The sequence below is a fragment of the Rhodococcus sp. 4CII genome (assembly GCF_014256275.1).
Lineage (GTDB): Bacteria > Actinomycetota > Actinomycetes > Mycobacteriales > Mycobacteriaceae > Rhodococcus_F > Rhodococcus_F wratislaviensis_A.
Genome location: NZ_JACCFE010000002.1, coordinates 4,274,418 through 4,299,512 on the forward strand (window position 1 = coordinate 4,274,418; position 25,095 = coordinate 4,299,512).

Here is a 25,095-nt window from a genome sequence, read left to right on the forward strand (position 1 = left end):
AAAAGTGGGCCCTTTCATTACGCAGATCACGTTCACCGGCCGTATCCGGGCGATGCAGGTCACAACCCGGTGCCGAACGTACTTTGAAATCCACGTGATTCAAACCACTCGACGGCATCGCGGGCGACCGTACTATTCCACCGAATGCATGGGGAAACCTTCTCCGTGAGTGAAGGGGATTGCGCGCGTGCCCGAAGTGGGAAGTAACGGAACCGGCGGTATCGACGACGGGCAGACGCTCCCGCCGGGGGCGCGCGGATACGAGGGGTTCGGCGGACACATCGGGCGGACCAGCACGGAGTCGACGCCGTGGTGGAAGCCGGAGACGAAGGCGCCGGCGGGTGCACCGAACATCGTGGTGATCCTCATCGACGACATGGGCTATTCGGATATCGGACCGTTCGGTTCCGAGATCGACACCCCCAACCTCGACCGGCTCGCCGACAGCGGGTACCGGCTGACGAACTATCACACCACCTCGGTCTGCTCACCGGCCCGCGCGGCGCTGCTCACCGGATTGAACCCGCACCGCGCCGGGTACGGCAGCGTCGCCAACTTCGACCCCGGCTTCCCCGGACTGCGGATGGAACTCGCCGACGACGCACTGAGCCTCGCGGAGATTCTGCGCGCGAACGGGTACGCCACCCACGCGGTGGGCAAGTGGCATCTGGCCCGCGACACCAACCTCGCGCCGGGGCGCACCCGCGACTCCTGGCCGCTGCAACGCGGATTCGACAGTTACTACGGATCGCTCGAGGGTCTCAATTCGTTCTATTACCCGAACGAGCTGATCTCCGACAATTCGGTCGTCGACGTCGAGGAATACCCGTCGGATTACTACGTCACCGACGACATCACGGACAAGGCCGTCGCGCGCATCAAGAGCCTGCGCGCCCACGACGCCGACAAGCCGTTCTTCCTGTACTTCTCGCACATCGCGATGCACGGACCGCACCAGGCCATGCCCGAAGACCTGGACAAGTACCGCGGCCGCTACAGCGAGGGCTGGGACGCCGTGCGACGCAAACGTTTCGACGCGCAGGTCGAGGCCGGATTCTTCCCGCCCGGAACGCCGATGGCCGAGCGCAACACCGAACCGGGATTCGACGCGCCGCCGTGGGACGAACTCACCGACGACGAACGACAGCGGTTCGCCCGGTACCAGGAGGTGTACGCCGCGATGGTCGACAGCATCGACCAGAGCGTCGGTCGCGTGCTCGACACTCTGGACGAACTCGGCGAGACCGACAACACCATCATCGTGTTCACGTCCGACAACGGTGGCACCGCCGAGGGTGGTGCGGTGGGAACCCGTTCGTATTTCAGTCAATTCGTGCACGGACCGGTCCCGTCGGACTGGGTGCGCGATGTCCCGCACGACGAGGAACTGATCGGCTCGGAGAGGATCGGGGTGCACTACCCGCGCGGCTGGGGGCAGGCGTCGAACACTCCGTTCCGGTTCTACAAGGGGCAGACATTCGCCGGCGGTGTGCGGGTGCCGTTCCTGCTGTCGTGGCCGGCCGGACTCCGGCGCGCGAACGGTGACACCGGGCTGCGCAAGCACTACTCGTACGTCACCGACATCACCCCGACCCTGCTCGAGCTCGCCGGACTGCACACGCCGAGCCACCGGAACGGACTCCCCGCCCAGGAGCGGGACGGCGTCAGCATCGCGCGGGTCCTGCGCGACGCCGCGGAGCCGACGCCGCACACCGAGCAGTACGCCGAGTTCGGCGGTCACCGCGGTTTCTACCGGGACGGCTGGAAACTGCTGTCGCTGCATACGGATCCGACTCGGGTCGACGATCCGCGGTGGCAGCTGTTCGACGTCGAAACCGATCCCGCCGAGACGACGGACGTGGCCGGCCGCTACCCGGAGAAGGTGCGGGAACTCGCCGAGGCGTGGGACCGTGCGGCGTGGCACAACACGGTGTTCCCGCTGCTCGACGATCGCAAGGCCGTGCAGCGCCGACCCGACGAGCGCCGACTCGCCGAGCCCGTGACGATCCTCGCGGGCACACCGACGCTGGAACGGTATCGGTCCAGTGTGCTGATCCAGTACCGCGACTTCACCGTCGACGTCGCCACCCACGCGATCGCCGCCGGCGACGAGGGGGTGCTCGTCGCGCACGGCGATCCGCACGGCGGGTATGTGCTCTACGTGGAGGAGGGCCGGATCGTGTTCGCCGTCAACAGCTACGGTCGGGTGGCGCAGACGTCCGCGCCTCTCGGTGCAAACGTGGTGGGGGTGCAGGTGCGGGCGTCGGCCACCGAATCGGTTCGGTGGAATTTCGCCGTGGCACTCACCGATTCGGCGGGAGCGACCACCGATGTGGCCACCCTCGACGACCAGTTCCAGCTGGTCGGCATGGCGCCGTGGACCGGGATCTCGGTGGGCGTCGATGCTCGCGGACCCGTGGTGTGGGATCTGCGGGAACGACGCGGGACCTTCCGATTCACCGGCCGACTGCGGTCGGTGACCTACACCCCCGGTCCCGTGCGGGTGCCCGAACCGGTGATCCGGGAGGTCGAGGAGCTGGCCGAGGCGATGGCCGACTAGCCGTCGGAATCCGTTTTCTCGCCGGAACCTTTCGAGCCGTCGGAGTTCCTGAAGTTCTGCTTGTACGTCTTCGCGGCGTAGGCGCCGCTGTCCACCCATTTCTTCAGCTCGGCGTCCGCGCAGCACCGAGAACGGGTGGGTGAGCAGTTCGATGTTGAGGAGCCCGAGCACGCCGTCGCGCAGATCGCCGCTCGCGTCGCACTCGGCGGCCTCTAGGCAACTCCGGCGCGACGTGGCACCATCGCCTGTGTGACCAGCAGACCTGCCGAGCCGCAGTACCTGCGCGACCTCGCGCGGCTGCGCCGCGTCCGCGACCGGATCGACCGTGAGTACGCGCAACCGCTGGACGTCGAGGCGCTCGCCCGCGACGCGCACATGTCGGCGGGGCACCTCAGCCGCCAATTCCGGATCGCGTACGGCGAGTCGCCGTACGCCTATCTGATGACACGGCGCATCGAACGCGCGATGGCCCTCCTGCGTCGGGGCGACCTCACGGTCACCGAGGTCTGTTTCGAGGTCGGCTGTGCATCGCTGGGCACCTTCAGCACCCGCTTCACCGAGCTGGTCGGTGTGCCGCCCAGCACCTACCGGCGCGAGGCGGCGCGGGCAACCGCGGGGATGCCGTCGTGCGTCGCGAAACAGGTGACGAGACCGATCAGGAATCGAGAAGCACAGGTCGCGGGCCGCAACTAACGTGGCCACCATGGACATCAGCATTCATTCGAGCTTCCTCCCGCACAACGACCCGGCCGAATCCCTGGCCTTCTACCGCGACACCCTCGGTTTCGAGGTTCGCAACGACGTCGGCTACAACGGGATGCACTGGATCACCGTCGGCCCCGTGGGTCAGCCCGACGTCTCCATCGTTCTGCACCCCCCGGCCGTCGACCCCGGCGTCACCGAGGACGAGCGCCGCACCATCGTCGAGATGATGGCCAAGGGCACCTACGGCGGCATCCTCCTGGCCACCAAGGATCTCGACAGCACCTTCGAGCGGCTGCAGGCCGGTGACGCCGACGTCGTCCAGGAGCCGACCGAGCAGCCGTACGGGGTCCGCGACTGCGCCGTCCGCGATCACGCCGGCAACCTGATCCGCATCCAGGAACTGCGCTGAGCTTCCGTCCAGCCGGTAGGCAACCGACCCACGGAGACCGCGGTCGCGGTCCGCACACAGAGGGAGACAGGATGAGCACGGCCACGAGGACGGACACGCAGTCGACTGAACTGCATGCCGCCGACAGCCACGATCTGATCCGCGTGCGGGGTGCGCGGGTGAACAACCTCGAGAACATCAGCGTCGAGCTCCCGAAGCGCAGGCTGACCGTGTTCACCGGTGTCTCCGGCTCGGGCAAGAGCTCGCTGGTGTTCAGCACTATCGCCGCGGAGTCGCAGCGGATGATCAACGAGACTTACAGCGCCTTCGTGCAGGGTTTCATGCCGACGCTGGCCCGCCCCGACGTGGACGTGCTCGACGGGCTGACCACCGCGATCATCGTCGACCAGCAGCGGATGGGCGCCGACCCGCGTTCGACCGTCGGCACCGCCACCGACGCCAACGCGATGCTGCGCATCCTGTTCAGCCGGCTCGGCAGGCCGCACATCGGATCGCCCCAGGCGTTCTCCTTCAACGTCGCGTCGATCTCCGGCGCGGGCGCGGTCACCGTCGAGAAGGGCGGCCGTCAGACGAAGGAGCGGCGGAGTTTCAGCATCACCGGCGGCATGTGTCCGCGCTGCGAAGGCAGGGGCTCGGTCACCGACTTCGACCTGACCGCGCTGTACGACGACAGCAAGTCGCTCAACGAGGGCGCGCTCACGATTCCCGGCTACAGCATGGACGGCTGGTACGGGCGCATCTACCGCGGCTGCGGCTACTTCGACCCCGACAAGCCGATCCGCAAATACACCAAGAAGGAACTCAACGACCTCCTCTACCGGGAGCCGACCAAGATCAAGGTCGAGGGCATCAACCTGACGTACACCGGGCTGATCCCCCAGATCCAGAAGTCGTTCCTGTCCAAGGACGTCGACGCGATGCAGCCGCACATCCGCGCATTCGTGGAGCGGGCCATCACGTTCACCACCTGCCCCGACTGCGACGGCACCCGGCTCAACGAGGGCGCTCGATCCTCGAAGATCAAAGGCATCAACATCGCCGACGCCTGCGCGATGCAGATCAGCGACCTCGCCGTGTGGGTCCGCGGCCTGAAGGAACCGTCGGCGGCGCCACTGCTGGAATCGCTGAGCGACACCCTGGACTCGTTCGTGGAGATCGGGCTCGGCTACCTGAGCCTGGACCGGCCGTCCGGGACGCTGTCGGGCGGTGAATCTCAGCGCACCAAGATGATTCGACACCTCGGCTCCTCGCTCACCGATGTCACCTACGTGTTCGACGAGCCCACCATCGGTCTCCACCCCCATGACATCCAGCGCATGAACAACCTGCTGCTTCGGCTGCGGGACAAGGGCAACACGGTGCTCGTCGTGGAGCACAAGCCGGAGACGATCGCGATCGCCGATCACATCGTCGACCTCGGCCCCGGTGCCGGCACCGCGGGCGGCACCGTCTGTTTCGAGGGCACCGTCGACGGACTGCGTGCCAGCGACACCATCACCGGCCGCCACTTCGACGACCGGGCCACCCTGAAAGAGGCGGTGCGTTCGTCGTCCGGGGCGCTGGAGATCCGCGGCGCGACGTCGCACAACCTCCAAGGTGTGGACGTCGATGTCCCGCTCGGGGTGCTCTGCGTGGTCACGGGTGTTGCCGGGTCCGGCAAGAGCTCACTGATTCACGGCTCGATCTCCGGGACCGACGGGGTGGTGTCGATCGATCAGACCGCGATCCGCGGCTCGCGGCGGAGCAACCCGGCCACCTACACCGGACTGCTCGACCCGATCCGCAAGGCGTTCGCGAAGGCCAACGGTGTGAAGCCGGCACTCTTCAGCTCCAACTCCGAAGGTGCCTGCCCCACGTGCAACGGCGCAGGCGTGATCTACACCGACCTCGGTGTCATGGCCACCGTCGAAACCCCGTGCGAGGAATGCGAGGGCAAGCGATTCCAGGCGTCGGTGCTCGAGTACACGCTCGGTGGCCGGAACATCGCCGAGGTGCTCGCCATGTCGGTGACCGAGGCGGAGGAGTTCTTCGGCGACGGCGACGCACGGATCCCGGCGGCACACAAGATTCTGCAGCGGCTCGCCGACGTCGGGATCGGGTACCTCAGCCTCGGTCAGCCGCTCACCACGCTCTCCGGCGGCGAGCGGCAGCGGCTCAAGCTGGCCACGGCCATGGCCGACAAGGGTGAGGTCTACGTCCTCGACGAGCCGACGACCGGCCTGCACCTCGCCGACGTCGAGCAGCTGCTCGGCCTGCTCGACAGGCTCGTCGACTCCGGCAAGTCGGTCATCGTCATCGAGCATCACCAGGCAGTCATGGCGCACGCCGACTGGATCATCGACCTCGGCCCCGGCGCCGGTCACGACGGCGGCCGGATCGTCTTCGAGGGCACGCCGGCGGATCTGGTCGACGCCCGCTCCACCCTCACTGCCGAGCACCTCGCGACCTACGTCGGTGCCTGAACTCGACGTTCAGGCACCGTCGACGAGTCGATCCAGCAGCGGGGTCAGGCGGTAGTCCACCAGCTTGCGCATGACCAGTGAGGTGGTGGTCTGCTCGACCCCGTCGATGTCGAGGATGCGGCCGGCGATCCGATAGAGGTCGTCGGCATCACGGGCGATGACGTGGATGAGAAGGTCCGTGGCGCCGCTGAGTCCGTGCACCTCGACCACTTCGGGGATGCCGTCGAGCGCGGCGGCGACAGGGGTGAGTTTGCGCTGGGTGACGCTGGTCAGGATGAACGCGGTCAGCGGATATCCCAGCGCACCGGGGTCGATGCGGCGCTCGAAGGACTGCAGCACTCCTTGACGCTCGAGCTTGCCGAGTCGGGCCTGCACGGTGTTGCGGGACAGTCCGGTCTTGTCGGCGAGCGCGATCACGGTCGCGCGTGGATCGTCGGTGAGCGCGCCGAGAATCTTGGCATCGAGGGAGTCGACGGTGTTGCTGCTGGGCATTGTGCCAACCTCCAACGGGGGTGACGGCATGGTGGTTCGCAGAATGCTGAAATTCTGCGGCCGGTATTGCTCGAAGTGTATGCCGGTGGTCGACTGATACGAGAGATCTGCACAAGAACTCGCAACAGACGGGTGGAGTGACGCCACCCCGCGGTAGGTCCGGTTCCAGAAGGTCCGCCTGCCCGTCACCGCCGATCCACCCCGCCCACGACCTGGGCCGGGGAGGATCGAGTCGGTGCCAGGAATTCACAGGCAAGGACGGAACGATGACGGACTCCCGCACGACACAGCTCTCCCCGCGCTCGACCACTCCGGAAACACTCGTGGAGATCGAGCGGCGTGTGCTGTGGCTCTCGACCGCGATGATTCATCACGCCAACCGGGTTCGCCCGAACCTGTCGGGCCTCAAGGTCGGCGGTCATCAGGCGTCCTGCGCGTCGATCGCGACCATCATGACCTCGCTGTGGTTCGAGCAGTTGCGGCCCGGGGACCGGGTGTCGGTGAAACCGCACGCCTCCCCGGTACTGCACGGCATCAACTACCTGCTCGGCGAGCTGGACGAGAAATACCTGACGACGCTGCGCGAGTTCGGCGGGCTGCAGTCGTACCCGTCCCGGATCAAGGACCCGGACCCGGTGGACTATTCGACCGGGTCGGTCGGCATCGGTGCCACCGCCCCGATCTGGGGTGCCATCGCCCGCCGCTACGTCGACACCGCGATCGGCGGCGCCGGCGGCGTGGGTTCGGATCGCTCCGCAGGCTCCGCGCTCGGCCGCCAGTACTCCCTGGTCGGCGACGCCGAGTTGGACGAGGGCGCGGTGTGGGAGGCGATCCTCGATCACTCGGTCGCCGACCTCGGCGAGATCGTGTGGATCGTCGACTTGAACCGGCAGTCCCTGGACCGGGTGGTCCCCAACATCGCCGCCGGCCGGCTCGAGGCCATGTTCGCGGCCGCCGGGTGGCAGGTGCTCACCGTGAAGTTCGGGACCCTGCTCGAATCGCTGTTCACCCGGCATGGTGGGCCGGCGCTGCGGGCGCGGATCCTGGACATGCCCAACCCGGAGTACCAGCGGCTGCTGCGCTGTGACGCCGCGCAGGTCCGCGACCGGCTGCCCGGCGACGGCCCGGACGCGACCGCGATCGCGTCGTTGATCGCCGGCCTGGACGACACCACCCTACTGCGGGCGATCCGCAACCTCGGCGGCCACGACCTCGACGCCCTCCGCGCGGCCTACGGGCGGATCGACGACACCCGCCCGACGGTGATCATCGCCTACACCATCAAGGGCCGCGGCCTGCCCACGCAGGGGCATCCGCAGAACCACTCGTCGCTGCTGACGGTGGAACAGTACGAACAACTGGCCGCCGAAGTCGGGATGGACCCGAAGAACCCGTGGGGCCGGTTCGACCCGGACAGCACCGCCGGACGCGTGTGCGACGCGGTCGCCCGACGGCTCCGGCGTGACCCGGTCGAACTGGCCACCCCACCCGCGGTGCCCGCGGACATCGGGCGTACCCCGTCCGGGACGTCCACCACGCAGGCCGCTTTGGGCCGGGCGCTGCTGGATCTGTCCCGACAGGCACCGGACGCCGCCAAACGCATCGTCACCGTCTCCCCGGATGTCAGCTCGACCACGAACCTGGCCGGGTGGTTGAACAAGGTGGGGGTGTGGTCACCGCACGAGCGCCGCAACTGGTTCGACGACGACGCCGAGACGATCATGCACTGGCGGGAAAAACCCACCGGGCAGCACATGGAACTCGGCATCGCCGAAACGAACCTGGTCGGGTTGATGGGTGAGCTGGGGGCCACCTGGAGTCGGTGGGGACAACCGCTGTTCCCGATCGGGGTGATGTACGACCCGTTCGTCGAACGGGCCCTCGAACCCTGGTCGTACGGGATCTACGCGGGCGGGCAGTCCATCCTGGTCGGCACCCCGTCCGGGGTCACCCTGGCCGCCGAAGGCGGCGCGCACCAGTCCATCAAGACCCCGTCGATCGGGCTCGAGCAACCCGGCTGCGTCAGCTTCGAACCGGCGTTCGCGATCGACGTGGAGTGGACACTCCTCGATGCGATCTCCCGGCTCGGTCGCCCGGACGGATCGTCGTCGTATCTGCGGCTGTCGACCCGCCCGGTCGAACAAACCCTCGCCGCGGTGCCCACCGATCCCGCTGCCCGGGAACGCCGGCGTCGTCAGGTGGTCGCCGGTGCGTACACGTTGCGGCACGCCGACCACCCGGCGGTCACCCTGGTGGGGATGGGGGCGATGATCCCCGAAACCCTCGCCGCCGCAGACCGATTGGCCGAGCAGGGCATCGCCGCCGACGTCGTGTGCGTCACCAGCCCGGGACTGGTGTTCGAGGCGGTGCAGGCCCGCCGCGGACTGGCCGACGGCCCGTCCTGGATCCTCGATCAGGTGTTCCCGGCGGAGCGGGCGGCACCGATGGTGACCGTCCTCGACGGGCACCCGCACACCCTCGCGTTCCTCACCGGCATCAACCACGTCCGCGGTGCGGCACTCGGCGTCAGCAAGTTCGGGCAGGCCGGTTCCCTCGACGACGTCTACCGGTACCACGGCATCGACACCGATGCCGTCGTCCGCGCCGCCCTCGACCTCGCCGACTGACCGCGAGGGGCGGCTACCTCGTGGTGGTCGGCGCCGCCGGCTGGAGCGACAGCCCGGCGTAGATCTGGTCGAGAACTGTGGGCAGCAAGGCATTTGCCGTCGTCTTGCCCTCGGGCGACAGGGTCAGGTTCGTCCAGATCACGAGCGTCACTTCGTTGTCGATGTCATGGCCCATGAACGAGTTGAAACCCGGCAGTTCACCGCCGTGGTAGTACATCGACGCGTTCGGGCCGAAACGCTGGTAGCTGATGCCGTACCCGTACTGCTGGCCGTCGGGTGCACTCGGGTCCTCGGCTTGCAGGCTCTGGAGCCACTGCTGCTGGTAGTCGGAGTTCAACACTTTGCCCGACACCAGGGCCTGCATCCAGATGGCCATGTCGTCGGCCGTCGAGATGACCCCGCCGGCGGCGGTGGCGTAGGAGGGGTTCTGGTTGGTGTAGTCGATGGGTTGCAGCGTTCCCGCACGCGCTGCCGCCTGGATGTCGGGAGGATACGGTTCGTCGACGAGTGCGTAGGCCGACCCCCCGTACATGTAGCCGTGCGAGTACGGATCCGGGATGGCGGTGTCGTCGGCGGCGGGGAGGTTGGTCTGCTGCAGTCCGAGCGGGCCGAGCAGCCGATCCTGGAACTGTTCGGCCAGCGGGCGACCGCCGACCTTCTCGGCCACCAGGCCCAGCAGCGCGTAGTTGGTGTTGTTGTACTCGTAGGACGTGCCGGGCGGGAAGTCCGGAGGGTGACTGAACGCGATCGCCAGTGCTTCCTGCGGTGTCCAGGCCTTCGCAGGGTCGGCATCCATGGTAGCCGCAAGTTCGGGAGCGCTCGTGTAGTTGTAGAGTCCGCTGCGCATCTTCAACAGCTGGTCGATGGTGATGTTGTTGCCGCCCGGTACATCTGGGACGTAATCGGACACCGGGTCGTCGAACCGGAGCTTGCCGTCTTGGGCGAGCAGTATGGTCAGGGCCGCCGTCAAGGTCTTGGTATTCGAGGCGATCCGGTAATGGGTATCGGTGGCCGGCGGCGATTGCGTGCCCAGCTGGGTGGTGCCGACCGACGCCGTGAAGCTCCCTTGCGGGGTATGCACCAGGACCACCGCGCCGGGGACGAGTAGCTCCTCGGCGGCGCCCTCCACGGCATCCCGGAATGCGGCCGGATCGATGGAGTTCAACGCGGACTGCGTTGGTGTGGTACCGATTTCGGTGGTCGGTTCGGAGGTGGTGGAGCAGCTCGCGATCATGAGGGCAAGGCACGCCACGAGTGCGGCGCAGCGCGCGCCAAATCTCTTCTCCGCCCGGACAACTCTCATCGTCGGGATCACCGCCTTCGCCGCGAGCATCCGGCGCCGCGCCGATGAGCGTACCGGTGGTCGACGTCGCAGTCGTCGAAGCGATTCTAACATCGCACGGCAGCGCGCTCGGGCTTCTCCGTCGTCCCGATCGTCGCCTTTGCCCCGAACGAACGGGACGCTCGTTGCGTCAGATCGAACGGGCGTCCCGTTCGTCCGGTGGGAGGCGTGCCCGGCGACTAACATCGCCAGCACGTCAGGAGGTGGCCGATGGCCGAGCAGATCGACGACTACTTCACCTCGGTGGTGTCGTCGCTGGTGCCCGGTGAATGCCGCCCCGGAGGGCTGCCGGCGGACCCGATCCGGCCGCCCTCGCCGTTGTCGGTGCAGGGCACGCTGGACCTGTTCGACGCCCAGCTCGGCAGCCGGCATCTCGATCTGGCGGCCCGCTGGTTGCGGTCGCGGGGCAAGGGGTTCTACACGATCGGCTCCTCCGGGCACGAGGGCAACGCGGCGGTCGCGGCGGCGCTGCGACCCACCGATCCCGCTCTGCTGCACTACCGTTCCGGCGGATTCTTTCTGGCGCGGGCACGGCAGGTCGACGGTAGTGATCCGTTGCGCGACGTGCTGCTCGGACTCGTCGCGGCAACGGAGGAACCGATCTCGGGCGGCCGTCACAAGGTATTCGGTCGCCACGACCTCGGCATCATTCCCCAAACCTCCACCGTCGCCTCGCATCTCCCGCGCGCGGTCGGTGTCGCGTTCTCGATCACCCGGGCGGCGAAGGTGCACGTCGACTCGCCGTGGCCGGCCGACGCCGTCGCGGTGTGCAGTTTCGGGGACGCGTCCGCGAACCATTCCACGGCCGTCGGTGCGATCAACACGGCCGTCCACTCGGCCTTCCAGGGCTTGCCGTTGCCGCTACTGCTGGTGTGCGAAGACAACGGGATCGGCATCAGCACGAGAACGCCGGCGGGGTGGATCGCGGCGAACTTCGGGAACCGGGCGGGGCTCGAGTACTTCGAGGCGGACGGTTCCGACCTTCCGGCGACGTACGCCGCCGCGAGACACGCCGCCGACTGGGTCCGCAGGAACCGTAAGCCCGCGTTCCTGCACCTGCGCACGGTCCGGTTGATGGGCCATGCCGGGTCCGATGTCGAGTCCGCGTACCGGACGTCCGCCGAGATCGTCGCCGACTTCGACCGCGACCCCGTGCTGTGCACCGCAAAACTGCTGGTCACCAGCGGCACCCTCACGCCGGGCGAGGTACTCGACCGGTACGAGACCGCGCGCGCCGAGGTGCTCGCGCTGGCCGAGAAGGTCAGCGAGCTGCCCCAACTGAGCAGTTCCGCGGCGGTGATGCGGCCGCTCACCGACAGCGCCGAGCAGGCCGCCGCGGCCGTCCCCGAGCGCGTCGACCCGGCCCGACGCGCGGAGGTGGTCGGATCCCCGCTCCCCGAGCAGGAGGGCCGGCTGACCCTCGGCCTCGCGATCAACCGGGCCCTGCTCGACGTGCTCGCCCGATACCCCGAGGCGCTGGTGTTCGGTGAGGACGTCGCCCGCAAGGGCGGGGTGTACGGCGTGACCCGGGGTCTGATGAAGAAGGCCGGGTCGGCGCGCGTCTTCGACACACTCCTCGACGAACAGGCGATCCTCGGCCTCGCGCTGGGCGCCGGGGTGTCCGGCCTGCTGCCGATCCCGGAGATCCAGTACCTGGCCTATCTACACAATGCCGCCGATCAGATCCGTGGGGAGGGCGCGACGTTGCAATTCTTCTCCGACCGGCAGTACCGCAACCCGATGGTGGTGCGGGTCGCCGGATACGGATACCAGAAGGGCTTCGGCGGGCACTTCCACAACGACAACGCCGTCGCCGCGCTACGCGATATCCCCGGCATCGTCGTCGCGTCGCCCGCGCGTCCCGACGACGCCGCGGCCATGATGCACACCTGCGCCGCGGCCGCCCGCACCGCGGGTGCGCTGTGTGTGTATCTGGAGCCGATTGCGTTGTACCACACCAGAGATCTGTACGAGGACGGCGACGAGGAGTGGCTGACCGCATATCCGGATCCCGACCACCACGTGGCGATCGGCTCGGCCCGCACGTACGGCGACGGTACCGACCTGACCATCGTCACGTTCGGCAACGGCGTGCGGATGAGCCTGCGCGTCGCGCGCAGACTTGAGCAGGCGCGCATCACAGTGCGGGTGGTGGACATGCGTTGGCTCGCACCGCTACCCGTACCCGACATCCTGCGTGAAGCGAACGCCACCGGACGGGTTCTCGTCGTCGACGAGACCCGGAAGTCCGGCGGTGTCTCCGAGGGTGTCGTCGCCGCACTGGTCGACAACGGATTTTCCGGACCGCTCGCGCGGGTGACCAGCGACGACAGTTTCATTCCGTTGGGCGACGCCGCGCTCGAGGTCCTGCTGTCCGAGGACACCATCGAGGCGGCGGCAATCGCACTCGCAGGCCGGTAGGGCCACATCCCTCGCGCGCGCCGCCCACGTCATCGGCGTCGGGCAGGTGGCGGAGGCGCACGAGGCGCGGGGACTGTTTCCCTGACCTCGGTCGAGCTACAGCGCAGACACCTGCTCCAAGGCGTCTGCGCGGAGATGTTCGTCCTCGCTGGGTGTGTCGGAGTGCCCGGTCAGCTCGTCGAGAAGGATGTATCCCCCGTAGCCGAGGCCGGCGACGGCGAGGACAGCGGCGTACAGCCGGTCGAGCATCAGTTTCTCCGTATCGTTTGCGATCGTTTGCGGAAACCCCCGAGCCGGGCAAGTATGCCGCGGCGCGAGCGTCGGGGGCCCTACCCGTTCGGGTAGGTTTCCGGGGAGTATTCGACTGACCATACGGTTGGAAACCGTCAGGGTTTGAGCTGAATCTTCACCGCGCCGTCCTGCTTCTTCTGGAAGATCTCATAGGCATGCGGTGCCTGTTCGAGGGGAAGTTCGTGGGTGGCGAAGGTGTCGACGCCGAGTGGGTCGTCGTCACCGAGGAGCGGCATGATGTCGTCCACCCACTTCTTGATGTTGGCCTGGCCCATGCGCAACTGAATCTGCTTGTCGAACAGGGTGAGCATGGGAATCGGGTCGGCCATGCCGCCGTAGACGCCGATGATGGAGATGGTGCCTCCGCGGCGGACGATGTCGATCGCCGAATACAGCGCGCCGAGCCGATCGACACCGGCCTTCTGCATGAGCGGCGCCGCGACGGCGTCGGGGAGATACCCGACGATCTGCTGGGCGAGTTTGCCGATCGGTGAACCGTGCGCCTCCATGCCGACCGCGTCGATCACCGAGTCCGTGCCGCGGCCGTCGGTCGCGTCACGGATGACATCGGCGAGATCGCTGCCGTGCTCGTCCAGATTCAGGGTGTCGATGCCCCGGGCCTGGGCGCGGGCAAGGCGTTCGGGAACGTTGTCGACCGCGATGACCCGTGCGCCCTTGTGATGGGCGATACGAGCTGCCATGTCCCCGATAGGACCGAGGCCGAGCACGGTGACCGACCCACCCACGGGGATCGCCGCATACTCGACCGACTGCCACGCCGTCGGCAGCACGTCGGACAGGTAGACGAAGCGGGAATCGGGCGGGCCCTCCGGGACTTTCATGTGGGTGAATTGGGCCTGGGGGACCCGTAGGTACTCGGCTTGGCCTCCCGGTACTTCGCCGTAGAGCTTCGAGAAACCGAACAGTGCGGCTCCCATGCCCTGGTCGCGGACCTGTGTCGTCTCGCACTGGGTGTACAGCTGCATGTTGCACATGAAGCAGTCGCCGCACGAGATCTGGAAGGGGATCACCACGCGGTCGCCGACCTTCAGATCGCCCGCCTGCGGCCCGACCTCTTGGACGATCCCCATCGGCTCGTGGCCGAGAATGTTCCCCTCTGCCATGAAGGGGCCGAGCGTCTCGTACAGGTGCAGATCGGACCCGCAGATATTCGTCGTCGTGACCTTGATGATCGCGTCGGTCGGTTGTTCGATCTCGGGATCGGCGACGGTATCGACGCCGACCTTTCGTTTGCCTTGCCAGGTGACTGCTCGCACTGGGAACCCAACCTCTCGTCGGCCATTGTTCGTTTCGGATGCCCGACGGGGGATGGCGGTAAACCGCTCGGCGGTGTGGGGGTCGGACCTACTCGACGGCGATGACGTCCACCGGACGGATGTCGGGGTCCGCGGCCAGTTCGTCGCCCGTGCCCGGCTTCGCCTCGAGCAGTGCCAGAATCCCTCGATCGATCGTCACGACGTCTCCCCTCCTCGTCGAAATCCGGCACGGGTCGCCGAACGCCCCGATCATGCGGTGGTCCCGACGGCCGCGGTGACCGGCGGGGTGGGGAAGCCGCCGACGGCCAGTTCATAGGTGTGTGCCACGCGTAGGACGGTCGCGTCGTCGAAACGCTTGCCGATGATCATCATCCCGGTCGGCAGGCCGCCGACCAGTCCGGCGGGAACCGAGCAGGCCGGGTGACCGGTGACATCGAACGGGGCGGTGTTGCCGACCATCGACAGTGCGACGTCGAGGTAGTCGCCCAGAGCCACATCGGCCGGGGGGATCTGCCTCGCGGTGTAGGGGACCGTAGGCATGACCAGCACGTCGAAGTCGGCGAGCGCGGCGTCGTAGGCCGCGCGCAGTTCGGGGACGAGTTGGCGCGCCATGGCGTAGTACTTTCCGCCGCCGATCTCGAAGGTGTACCGGCCCGACAGCCCCACCAGCTTGACCGTCTTCGACAACTCGTGACCTCGCTCGAGGCGCTGGCGCGCGAAGTGGGCGACCAGTTCCGGGTCGTAGAAGCCGTCGGTGTTCATGCCGTAGGCGTTGCCGTCGAGCATCTGGTACGCGGCACCCTCGGTCGCGATCACGTTCCACACGTGCATCGCGTCGAGATGCCATCGAATAGACACCGGCTCGGCCGCGAGCCCGGCACCCCGTAGAACCTCGACCGAGGCGCGGACGGCAGCATCGACCTCCGGATCGGACACGGCGGTGCCGAAGCCTTCGGAGACGACACCGACCCGGAGCCCCGATGTCGGTTCGGTGAGCGCCGCCGCATAGTCCACCGGCTCGACCGGGTGCGATTGCCGCGGGTCGGCCCCGTCGGTGCCCGCGAGCACGGACAGCATGGTGGCCGCGTCGGCGACGGTGCGGGTCATCGGGCCGAGATGGTCGATGGTCCTCTCGATCGGAAAAGCGCCGGTGTACGGGACGAGACCATGTGTCGGTTTGTGCCCGACGATGCCGCAGAACGCGGCGGGAATGCGGATGGAACCACCCTGATCTCCGCCGACGGCCAGATCGACCTCGCCGCGGGCGACCAGGGCACCGGAACCACTGGAAGACCCGCCCGAATTGCGGGTGATGTCCCACGGATTGCGTACCGGTCCCGGCTGTGAGGTGAAGCTCCCACCCGAGAAGCACAGATCCTCGCAGACGGATTTTCCAGCGATCGTGGCGCCGGCGTCGAGGAGCCTGCGGACCACCGTGGCATCGTGACGCGGGACGAACCCCTCCACCGTGCGTGAGCCGTTCATCATCGGAACGCCCGCGACCGCGACGTTGTCCTTGACCGCCACCGTGCGGCCGGCCAGCGGTCCCTCCGTGGAGCCGGCGATTTCGGTGGTGACGTACCACGCTCCCAGGCGATCGTGTTCCGGTGCCGGCGGCGCCCAGGACCGTTCGGGGACGGGCGGGACCGCACGTTCATAGAGCTGCTCGACCGCGATCGACGCGGTGAGGGTGGCCTCGACGGCGGGAGCGAACTCCTCGAGGTCCGCAGCGGACAGCCCGAAGCGGAAGTGCTCGTTCAGCGCCGCCAATCGGGCGGAATCGGGTGCAGGCAACGACGTCATGAAGGTGCGCTCCTCAGCTGTAGTGTGGCGCTCATGGGCACCTGGTCGAGGGTCTGCGGTCGGGGCGGAAACGACACCGGACCAGCCGGAATTTTCCCGGCGTTCCACGAACCGTATGAGCAGTCGGCACGCGGCGTTTGTCTCCGAGCGACAGCCTGCTTTGCGCTCCGCGCCAATCCCACCGCTGAGGCGAACTTTGATTGACAGGCATGTCGGACTGCTCCTAGCGTGATCTGCACGCGAGGGAAAGGGGCTGGTGATGCCGTTGTTTCTCGCACCCGGAGACGATCGATCGACTCCGCTCGACGGCGAGTCTCCGGCCGTGCTCAACGCTGCGGACGCGCGCGAGCACCACCGCCAGGAAGTGATTCGCACCGCCGCCCTCGGCGACTGGGTCGAGGCGATCAGTGAGACGTTCGTGGCGTTGAAGATCAGCCCGGCCGACTCCGACCTCTTCGCGGGGACGGTCCACACGCGGCGTTTCGCGCACCTCCTGGCCGCCGACGTCCTGGCCACACCTCAAAGCTTTCACCGGACGACGCAGCTGGCCGACCGGTACCCGCTCGATTTGATGCAGATCGGCATGGTCGTCGCCGGCGAGGGGCAACTCGTTCAAGATGGGCGAACCTGCACTCTGCGGCCGGGAGACTTCGCCATCTACGAAACCTCCCGCCCGTTCACCTGGAACCTGCGACCGGAATGGCACCTCCGCGTTTTCACGTGGCCGCGCAGCGCCGTCGCACTGACCGAGGGTGAGTCTCAGAAACTGACGGCACGCACAGTTCGATCGAATTCGGCAGTAGGACAGCTGCTCTCGCCGATGCTGGCCGGACTTCTCGCCGTCGAGAAGGAACCGTCGTCGGCCGGTGCGATGCGACTGGCGGACGGAATCGCCGACCTGGCTGTCACGGCCGCACAGGAGGAGGCTGAACCGGACGATCCCGACGCCGCCGCACGCGAGCTCTACACGAACATGCTGCGGTACATCGAGCGGAATCTCGACGACCCCGACCTCTCCCCGCAGCGCATCGCCCACGCCTTCTTCGTCTCCACGAGAACCGTTCACAGAGTGTTCGCTCGATTCGGAAACACTGTGGCAGCCACGATCCGGGCGCACCGGCTCGAGGTCTGCCGTGAGGCGATACTGTCGCCGCGCAACGCCTCCCGTTCCCTGACCGATGTCGCCGCGGAGTTCGGATTCATCGATCTGTCGGTGTTCAGCCGAGCGTTCGCGACCAGATACGGCGTCAGCCCGAGCAAGTACCGGGACCTGCGCAGGTAGCCCGAGCAGTTTCCCGGGGGGAGCGCTGACCCATCAGACCGAATTGAGGTACCCGTGCTTGTCAGATCCGGTTTTGCGCTGCCCACGCGGACGACACGGGCCTGCGATTGGGAAGACATGCTGCGCGAGCACTTCGTCGCCCTCAGCGTCTCGGACATCGAAGACTGCCCCCGGTTCACCGGTGCGGTGCGCTCGTCCGAACTCGCTCATCTCAAGGTCTCCACAGTGCAATCGACCGAGCAACGCATTGTCCGCAGCGGCAGCCTGGCCCGAGCCGACCGCGCCGACTACCTCCAGATCGGGCGGATCCGTCGCGGGCGGGCCGTGGTCACCCAGGACGACCGGGAGTGTGTGCTCACCCACGGCGACTTCGTCCTGTACGACACCACCCGGCCGTTCGATTGGCAGATCGACGGACATCCGGACGACGGTTCCTGGGTGCTCGAGGTCTTCACGTGGCCGAGAGCCTCACTTTCGTTCACCGAATCGGAGATTCACGATCTCACCGCAATAGCGTTCGACGGGCGCGCCGGAGCCAGCGGGCTCCTGGGCCGGTTTCTTCACGACATCGTGACGAGCCGGATCGCATCCGATGCCGGAGCCGGCAACGCGATCGTGGACGAGGTCGGTGACCTGATCGGTGCGGTCCTGCGAACCGTTGTCCGGCCGCTCGGCGCTCCACGCTCGAGCACCTACCGGACGGCGGTCACGATGATCGACGAGAATCTCGAAGATCCCTCGCTGTCACCGTCGGTCATCGCTGCAGCCCTCGGCATTTCTACCCGGCAGCTGCACCGGGTATTCGCCGAGCAGGACACGACGGTCTCGCGCGCCATCCGGATGCGGCGACTCGAACAGTGCCGCCGCGAGATGTCGCAGAGCACGACCAGGGATCGCTCGGTGGGCCAGATCTCTCGCCGTTGGGGTTTCGCCGATCCCTCATTGTTCAGCCGAACGTTCAAGAACGAGTACGGCATGAGCCCGCGCCAGTACCGGGCGTCGGCGGCACAGCCACTGACCTGACAGTCCTGTTCGGTCGACACGCCATTCGAGTTGTCACTCTCATCCACATTCCTGTCGTTCTCGGTCAGATTCACCCCGGATCGGGGAGGTAACTTTCGTTCTTGCCGGGTCTTCCCTCTGCCGGCAAGGCAGCCCGCACGAGTTGAACCACAATCAGGAGCACTCATGGAATCTGCAATCAGCGACCACCTCACCTGCCCCCGCACATTGACACGCCGGGTCCCGGAGGATTACCAACCACCCTTCCCCATGTGGGTGGGACGTGCCGACGAACGAGTGCAGCAGGTGGTGATGGGATATCTGGGTGTGCAGTTCCGTGGTGACGAGCAGCGCCCGGCCGCGCTGCAGGCCATGCGCGACATGGTGGCTGGTTTCGACCTGCCCGACGGCCCACTGCACTACGACGTGACCCATCACGTCGACAATCAGAATCACGAAAATCTGATGGTTGTGGGGTACTGGAAAGATTCTGCTGCCCACGACCGTTGGCTCCAGCTGCCTGCGGTGGCGGACTGGTGGGCATCGGATGAACGACTTTCGGAGGGGCTGGGATACTTCCGTGAAATCGTGGCCCCGCGGGTCGAGCAGTTCGAAACGCTGTACGCCTTCCAGGATGCCCTTCCGGGAGTCGGTGCCGTCATGGACGGTGTCAGCGGCGAAATCAATGAGCACGGCTACTGGGGGTCGATGCGGGAGCGCTTTCCTGTCTCCCAGACCGACTGGATGCAGCCGTCGGGTGAATTGCGGGTTCTCAGCGGCGACCCCGCCGCGGGTGGCCGCGTGGTGGTACAGGGTCACGACAACATCGCACTGATTCGCTCCGGGCAGGACTGGGCCGACACCGAAACGTCCGAACGGAACTTGTACCTCGACGAGATCTTGCCAACTCTGCAGGGCGGCATGGACTTCCTGCGGGACAACGGACAGTCCGTGGGCTGCTACAGCAACAGATTCGTACGCAACATCGATCTGGACGGAAACTTTCTCGACCTGAGCTACAACATCGGACACTGGGGTTCGCTGGACAAGCTCGAACGCTGGGCGGAATCTCATCCCACCCATCTGCGGATTTTTACCACGTTCTTCCGCGTCGCCGCGAGCCTGTCGAAGTTGCGGCTCTACCATGAGGTCTCGGTTTTCGACGCACGCGATCAGCGTTACGAGTACATCAATTGTCATCCGCAGACCGGCATGCTGCGTGACGCGCAGCCGCAGCAGTAGATCTATTCGCAGTTTTCAGCCCACACAGAAAAGGTGAAAATATGTCGGTAGCGATCGAACACACACCGGAGAACGCGGCGCCTGCACAGGCCCCCGCTGCCGACCGGGCCTGGGCGCTGTTCCGGGCACTGGATGGAAAAGGATTGGTTCCCGAGGGATACGTCGAAGGCTGGAAAAAGACTTTCGAGGAGGACTTCAGCCCCAACCGCGGTGCGGAACTGGTTGCCCGGGCGTGGACCGACGACGAATTCCGGGAACTTCTGCTCACCGACGGTACAACGGCCGTCGGGCAATACGGTTACCTCGGACCGCAGGGCGAGTACATCGTGGCGCTCGAGGACACCCCCACGCTCAAGAACGTGATCGTGTGCTCTCTGTGCTCGTGCACCGCCTGGCCCATCCTTGGCCTGCCGCCGACCTGGTACAAGAGCTTCGAGTACCGCGCCCGTGTGGTTCGCGAACCGAGAAAGGTGTTGTCCGAGATGGGCACCGACGTTCCCGAGGGCGTCGAAATCCGCGTCTACGACACCACTGCGGAAACGCGCTACATCGTCCTTCCCCAGCGGCCTGCGGGCACCGAAGGATGGAGTCGGGAGCAGCTCCAGCAACTCGTGACCAAAGACTGCCTGATCGGGGTTGCGATCCCGCAGGTTCCGACCGTCTGACCACCCGGAGAAAAGGAATCAGATCCATGGATGGAGTACACGATCTCGCCGGCGTACAGGGGTTCGGCAAGGTCCCTCATACCGTCAACGCCGACGTCGGCGGGCCCTTCCACGCGGAGTGGGAACACCTGCCGTACAGTCTGCTGTTCCTCGGTGCCGCAGACCTGGGTGCGTTCAGCGTCGACGAAGTCCGGCACGTCGTCGAGCGCATGGAACCCCGCCACTACATGATGACGCCGTACTATGAGAGATACGTCATCGGCGTGGCCACCCTCATGGTAGAGAAGGGAATTCTCACCCACGACGAACTCGAGACGCTCGCCGGCGGCCCGTTCCCGTTGTCACTTCCTGCCGAGTCGGAAGGCCGGCCGGCGCGGACCGATCAGGTCACCTTCGACGTCGGGCAGCGCGTTCGGGTTCGTGACGAGCGCGTGCCCGGACACATCCGCGTGCCGGCATACTGCCGCGGTCGCGTCGGAACGATTACCCATCGCACCACCGAGAAGTGGCCGTTTCCCGACGCGATAGGCCACGGGCGCAACGACGCCGGCGAGGAACCGACCTATCACGTCGAATTCGCGGCGGAGGAACTGTTCGGTGATGACACCGACGCCGGCAGCGTCGTGGTCGACCTGTTCGAGGGATACCTCGAAGAGATCGCCGTCTGAACGCTTCCGACACGATGAACACAGACCGGCGGCGGGCATCTCGCCCGGAGTTGCCGTGCGGCCCCCGCCGGTCCGCTGTCGAGTACGCACAGATTCTCCGGAAGGAACTGACCAATGAACGACATGCGCCTCCCCGTCACCGTGCTGTCGGGATTTCTCGGTGCAGGAAAAACGACACTCCTGAATCAGATCCTGCGCAACCGTGAGGGCCGGCGCGTGGCGGTGATCGTCAACGACATGAGCGAGATCAACATCGACAGTGCCGAAGTCGAACGAGAGATCACGCTGAGCCGGTCGCAGGAAAAGCTGGTCGAGATGACCAACGGCTGCATCTGCTGCACCTTGCGGGAGGATCTTCTCGACGAGATCAGGACCCTGGCAGCGGACGGTCGGTTCGACTACCTCCTGATCGAATCGTCCGGCATCTCCGAACCCTTGCCCGTCGCCGAAACGTTCACGTTCATCGACAGCGACGGACACGCGCTTTCCGACCTGGCCCGGCTGGACACCATGGTGACCGTCGTCGACGGCAACAGCTTCCTGCGCGACTACCAGTCCGGTGGCCCCGTGGAAGCCGACGCGCCCGAGGACGAACGCGACATCTCCGATCTGCTCGTCGATCAAATCGAGTTCGCCGACGTCATCCTGATCAGCAAGGCCGATCTCGTCTCCGCCGGGCAACTCACCGAACTCACCGCGCTGATTCGAACACTCAACAAGACCGCGCGCATCCTCCCCATATCTCACGGGCACGTTCCGCTCGGCACCATCATGGATACCGGCCTGTTCTCCCTCGAACGGGCCGCACAGGCACCCGGCTGGCTGCAGGAACTCCAGGGAGAGCACACCCCCGAGACCGAGGAATACGGAATCGGGTCGGTCGTCTACCGTGAACGAGCACCCTTCCACCCCCGACGGTTACATCAGTTCCTCACCAGCGAATGGACGAATGGCCGGCTTCTCCGCGCCAAGGGCTACTTCTGGAATGCCGGCCGGTTCACCGAAATCGGCAGTATCTCGCAGGCCGGCCACGTGATCCGGCACGGGTACGTCGGTCGATGGTGGAAATTCCTTCCCGACGGCTACTGGCCGGAGGACGATTACCGCCGGCAGGGCATTCTCGACAAATGGGAAGAACCGGTCGGTGACTGTCGCCAGGAACTCGTGTTCATCGGCCAGGGCATCGACGCCGACACACTCCGGAACCAACTCGACGGCTGTCTGCTCACCACCGAGGAGATCGAGCTGGGTCCTGACACGTGGACGCACTGGCCCGACCCTCTCGGCGCCGGTCACTCCGATCACGTGACCAGCAACGTAGCCCAGACGAGCACCCTCTGACCCCATGCTCGCTCCGGGTGATCAGCTCGCATTTCGCGCGGCGACGAGCGCCGTGAGGCCGTCGAAGATCCGGGCCAGGCCGAATTCCAGTGCGTCGTCCTGCCCGGACGTGGAACTGGCCGAGGCGAAGGCGGCCGCCGCCTCGGGGTAGCGGTCGGCGTGGGCGGTGAGGATTCCGGACATGATGTCGTTCAGGGACTTCTCGGGTGTGTCGGTGACGGCGCCGGGTGCGGTCATCTGCTGAGCGAGGCTGCGCACGTGGCCGGTGATCAGGACGATCGAGTCCAGTCGCTCTCCACCGGTCAGTCCCGTGCCGCTCAGTGCCGCGAGACCGGTCTCCAGCCAGCCCAATTCGTTCGGGCCCAGCACCCGGGGACCGACGGCGACATCCACGACCCACGGGTGGCGTCGGAGTCCCGCCGACATGCGGAGAGCCCACTCGTGGAGAGCGGCACGCCAATCTTTGTCGAGGTCGGACAGGTCGGGCGCGGGCCCGAGTGCGGCGTCGAGCATGAGGGCGATCAGTTCGGTCTTGCCGGGGGTGTAGCGATACAGCGACATCTTGGTGAACCCGAGGTCTTCCGCGAGGCGCTGCATCGACAGCGTGGCGAGGCCGTCGGCATCCGCCATCGCGATCGCGGTCGCGACGATCTGCTCGAGACTCAGCGCCGGTTTCGGCCCCCGCTTCGGTCTCGCCGACGACCCCCACAGCAGTTCGGTGGTACGGGGCTGGGTGACCATCTGCGCTCCTCCGGACGACTTTTGCTCCGGAATAGTGTCTACCATACACTAAATTGTGTCCAACAGACACAATTCGAATTGTGGAGGTCATCGTGCCGAACAGAACCGTCCTGATCTCGGGTGCAAGCATTGCCGGGCCGGCCCTGGCGTTCTGGCTCGGTCGCTGCGGCCACGCGGTCACCGTCGTCGAGCGCGCACCGGACCTTCGGCTCGGCGGCCAGGCCGTCGACTTCAAGGGGGAGGTCCATCGAAAAGTCCTCGAGCGGATGGGGATTCTCGACGAGGTGTACCGCAGGCAGACCGGGAAGACCGACCTCCTGATCGTCGACGAACGCGACAGGCACCTGGCGACGATCCCCGGCGAATTCATCGGCGGAGACGTCGAGATTCTGCGCGGCGACCTGACCGAGATCCTGTACGAGCGGACCGCGGAGTCGTGTGAGTACCTCTTCGGTGATTCCGTCACCGCACTGGTCGACACGGAGTCGGGTGTCGACGTCACGTTCGAGAAGTCGGACGCACGCCGATTCGACCTGGTGTTCGGCGCCGACGGCATCCACTCGGCCGTGCGCCGCCACCGGTTCGGGCCGGAGGAGGAGTTCGTCCGCTTCCTCGGGTATTACTACGCCGTCGTCGGGACCACCGACTCGGCGACCGACGCCTCGACGGACAGGGCACGCGCGACGGGGCTGATGTACAACGAACCGGGCCGGATGGCCGTGGTCGGCGGACCGAAGGCGCCGGAGTTGTTCGTCTTCGCCTCCGACAAGATCGAATACGACCGCCGCGACACCACCCAGCAGAAACGACTCCTGACCGCCGCGTACGCCGACGCGGGGTGGCGCGTGCCCGGGTTGCTCGCAGGCCTGGACGACGCGACCGAGTTCTACCTCGACTCGATCGCGAGGGTCGAGACCGGCACCTACACCGCCGGTCGCGTCGCCCTACTCGGCGATGCCGCGTACGGGAACACGCTGGGCGGCTTCGGGACCGGACTCGCCCTCGTCGGTGCGTACGTACTGGCGGGCGAGCTCGCGGGCGCCGACGGCGACCACCGGGTGGCGTTCGGACGCTACAACGAGCAGATGCACCGGTACGCGAAGATCGCTCGGAAGGGCAACGCGGGACCGTTTCTCGCGCCGAAGTCGGCTGGTCGAATCAAATTGCGCAATGCGACGTTCAAGTCCAGGACCTTGTTCGGCCTGATGATGAAGTTGACCGATTCCTTCGCCACCGACATCGACCTGCAGGACTACCCGGCGCTGTTGTCAGCTCGCCGTCCCGGCAATGTTGACCATCCATGAAATGCCGAACCGGTCTGTACAGGCACCGAATTCGTCTCCCCACATCTGCTTCTCCAGGGGCACCGACACGGTGCCGCCGTCCGAGAGTTTGGCCCAGTAGCCGCGGAGGTCGTCACCGTCGTCTCCGCTCAGGCTCACGGCGATATTGGTTCCCGGGTTGTGCTCCATCCCGGGCGGTGTGTCGGCGGCCATGAGGGTGAATCCGTTGTCGGATTCGAGCATGGCGTGCATGATTTTGTCGGAGCCCTCGGCGTCCGGGGCGCCGAATTCGCCGAACGTGCTCACCGCCAGGGTGCCACCGAAGACGTCCTTGTAGAACTCCATTGCCTGCCGCGCGTTGCCGTCGAAGCTGATGTAAGGGTTGAGACGAGAGGTCATGGGACATGCTCCTTCTTCGTGCCGGAACCGACAGGAACGACGGTACAACGACCGACCGACACGATGGGGGGAACGTCGAACGC

20 protein-coding genes and 1 pseudogene are annotated in these 25,095 nt (G+C 66.5%); 13 read left to right on the forward strand and 8 right to left on the reverse strand.

Features of this window, described 5'->3' with window-relative positions:
• Positions 1-196 precede the first annotated feature (196 nt).
• Positions 197-2,560, forward strand: coding sequence for an arylsulfatase (locus H0B43_RS20590; protein WP_397517510.1), 2,364 nt, complete (start codon positions 197-199; stop codon positions 2,558-2,560).
• A 74-nt stretch (positions 2,561-2,634) separates the two neighbouring features.
• Here H0B43_RS20590 and H0B43_RS43200 read toward each other — a convergent pair.
• Positions 2,635-2,764, reverse strand: a pseudogene (locus H0B43_RS43200) (Zn-dependent protease); the annotation flags it as partial.
• Between the two features lie 45 nt (positions 2,765-2,809).
• On the opposite strand from H0B43_RS43200, the gene H0B43_RS20595 reads away from it, so the two are divergent.
• The 3 genes from H0B43_RS20595 to H0B43_RS20605 all read left to right on the forward strand — a co-directional run bounded on the left by H0B43_RS20595 (position 2,810) and on the right by H0B43_RS20605 (position 6,136).
• Positions 2,810-3,253 (forward strand): helix-turn-helix transcriptional regulator, encoded by a 444-nt coding sequence (locus tag H0B43_RS20595; RefSeq protein ID WP_185726257.1) that lies wholly within the window; start codon positions 2,810-2,812, stop codon positions 3,251-3,253.
• 10 nt (positions 3,254-3,263) lie between these two features.
• Positions 3,264-3,674, forward strand: coding sequence for a VOC family protein (locus H0B43_RS20600; protein ID WP_185726256.1), 411 nt, complete (start codon positions 3,264-3,266; stop codon positions 3,672-3,674).
• A gap of 71 nt (positions 3,675-3,745) precedes the next feature.
• Complete coding sequence (locus H0B43_RS20605) at positions 3,746-6,136, forward strand: excinuclease ABC subunit UvrA (RefSeq protein ID WP_185726255.1); 2,391 nt, start codon at positions 3,746-3,748, stop codon at positions 6,134-6,136.
• A 9-nt stretch (positions 6,137-6,145) separates the two neighbouring features.
• On the opposite strand, the gene H0B43_RS20610 is transcribed toward H0B43_RS20605, so the two are convergent.
• The gene (locus H0B43_RS20610; RefSeq protein WP_185726254.1) at positions 6,146-6,628 is read right to left on the reverse strand and encodes an Lrp/AsnC family transcriptional regulator; all 483 of its coding nucleotides are present in this window, start codon (positions 6,626-6,628) and stop codon (positions 6,146-6,148) included.
• 266 nt (positions 6,629-6,894) lie between these two features.
• Here H0B43_RS20610 and H0B43_RS20615 point away from each other — a divergent pair, with 266 nt between their 5' ends.
• A complete protein-coding gene (locus H0B43_RS20615; RefSeq protein WP_185726253.1) occupies positions 6,895-9,255 on the forward strand; it encodes a transketolase-like TK C-terminal-containing protein in 2,361 nt (786 codons plus the stop codon).
• A 13-nt stretch (positions 9,256-9,268) separates the two neighbouring features.
• Here the strand turns inward: H0B43_RS20615 and H0B43_RS20620 are convergent, their stop codons facing one another.
• Entirely contained in the window at positions 9,269-10,489 is a 1,221-nt protein-coding gene (locus H0B43_RS20620) for a serine hydrolase (RefSeq protein ID WP_252189748.1), read from the reverse strand.
• Positions 10,490-10,807: 318 nt separating this feature from the next.
• Between H0B43_RS20620 and H0B43_RS20625 the strand changes: the two genes are divergently transcribed.
• Complete coding sequence (locus H0B43_RS20625; RefSeq protein WP_185726251.1) at positions 10,808-13,018, forward strand: thiamine pyrophosphate-dependent enzyme; 2,211 nt, start codon at positions 10,808-10,810, stop codon at positions 13,016-13,018.
• Positions 13,019-13,114: 96 nt separating this feature from the next.
• Here H0B43_RS20625 and H0B43_RS20630 read toward each other — a convergent pair whose 3' ends face one another.
• The 3 genes from H0B43_RS20630 to H0B43_RS20645 all read right to left on the reverse strand — a co-directional run bounded on the left by H0B43_RS20630 (position 13,115) and on the right by H0B43_RS20645 (position 16,389).
• A complete protein-coding gene (locus tag H0B43_RS20630) occupies positions 13,115-13,267 on the reverse strand; it encodes a hypothetical protein (protein WP_185726250.1) in 153 nt (50 codons plus the stop codon).
• A 137-nt stretch (positions 13,268-13,404) separates the two neighbouring features.
• Positions 13,405-14,586: a zinc-dependent alcohol dehydrogenase gene (locus H0B43_RS20635; protein WP_185726249.1), complete on the reverse strand. Its 1,182-nt coding sequence runs from the start codon at positions 14,584-14,586 to the stop codon at positions 13,405-13,407.
• A 249-nt stretch (positions 14,587-14,835) separates the two neighbouring features.
• Complete coding sequence (locus tag H0B43_RS20645; RefSeq protein ID WP_185726248.1) at positions 14,836-16,389, reverse strand: amidase; 1,554 nt, start codon at positions 16,387-16,389, stop codon at positions 14,836-14,838.
• Positions 16,390-16,648: 259 nt separating this feature from the next.
• Here H0B43_RS20645 and H0B43_RS20650 point away from each other — a divergent pair, with 259 nt between their 5' ends.
• The 6 genes from H0B43_RS20650 to H0B43_RS20675 all read left to right on the forward strand — a co-directional run bounded on the left by H0B43_RS20650 (position 16,649) and on the right by H0B43_RS20675 (position 22,589).
• Positions 16,649-17,671, forward strand: a complete 1,023-nt coding sequence (locus H0B43_RS20650) for a helix-turn-helix domain-containing protein (RefSeq protein ID WP_185726247.1) — start codon at positions 16,649-16,651, stop codon at positions 17,669-17,671.
• Positions 17,672-17,788: 117 nt separating this feature from the next.
• Positions 17,789-18,694: a helix-turn-helix domain-containing protein gene (locus H0B43_RS20655; RefSeq protein WP_213015202.1), complete on the forward strand. Its 906-nt coding sequence runs from the start codon at positions 17,789-17,791 to the stop codon at positions 18,692-18,694.
• A gap of 165 nt (positions 18,695-18,859) precedes the next feature.
• The gene (locus H0B43_RS20660) at positions 18,860-19,915 is read left to right on the forward strand and encodes a phenylacetaldoxime dehydratase family protein (RefSeq protein WP_185726245.1); all 1,056 of its coding nucleotides are present in this window, start codon (positions 18,860-18,862) and stop codon (positions 19,913-19,915) included.
• A gap of 41 nt (positions 19,916-19,956) precedes the next feature.
• On the forward strand, positions 19,957-20,580 hold the full coding sequence (gene nthA, locus H0B43_RS20665) for a nitrile hydratase subunit alpha (protein ID WP_185726244.1): 624 nt from the start codon (positions 19,957-19,959) through the stop codon (positions 20,578-20,580).
• A gap of 26 nt (positions 20,581-20,606) precedes the next feature.
• A complete protein-coding gene (gene nthB, locus H0B43_RS20670; RefSeq protein ID WP_185726243.1) occupies positions 20,607-21,248 on the forward strand; it encodes a nitrile hydratase subunit beta in 642 nt (213 codons plus the stop codon).
• 114 nt (positions 21,249-21,362) lie between these two features.
• On the forward strand, positions 21,363-22,589 hold the full coding sequence (locus H0B43_RS20675; RefSeq protein ID WP_185726242.1) for a GTP-binding protein: 1,227 nt from the start codon (positions 21,363-21,365) through the stop codon (positions 22,587-22,589).
• A gap of 21 nt (positions 22,590-22,610) precedes the next feature.
• Here the strand turns inward: H0B43_RS20675 and H0B43_RS20680 are convergent, their stop codons facing one another.
• Positions 22,611-23,330 (reverse strand): TetR/AcrR family transcriptional regulator, encoded by a 720-nt coding sequence (locus H0B43_RS20680; RefSeq protein WP_185726241.1) that lies wholly within the window; start codon positions 23,328-23,330, stop codon positions 22,611-22,613.
• 92 nt (positions 23,331-23,422) lie between these two features.
• On the opposite strand from H0B43_RS20680, the gene H0B43_RS20685 reads away from it, so the two are divergent.
• Positions 23,423-24,634, forward strand: a complete 1,212-nt coding sequence (locus H0B43_RS20685; protein ID WP_185726240.1) for an FAD-dependent monooxygenase — start codon at positions 23,423-23,425, stop codon at positions 24,632-24,634.
• Here the strand turns inward: H0B43_RS20685 and H0B43_RS20690 are convergent.
• Entirely contained in the window at positions 24,599-25,012 is a 414-nt protein-coding gene (locus H0B43_RS20690; protein WP_185726239.1) for a VOC family protein, read from the reverse strand. The genes H0B43_RS20685 and H0B43_RS20690 overlap by 36 nt on opposite strands.
• Positions 25,013-25,095: the final 83 nt, after the last annotated feature.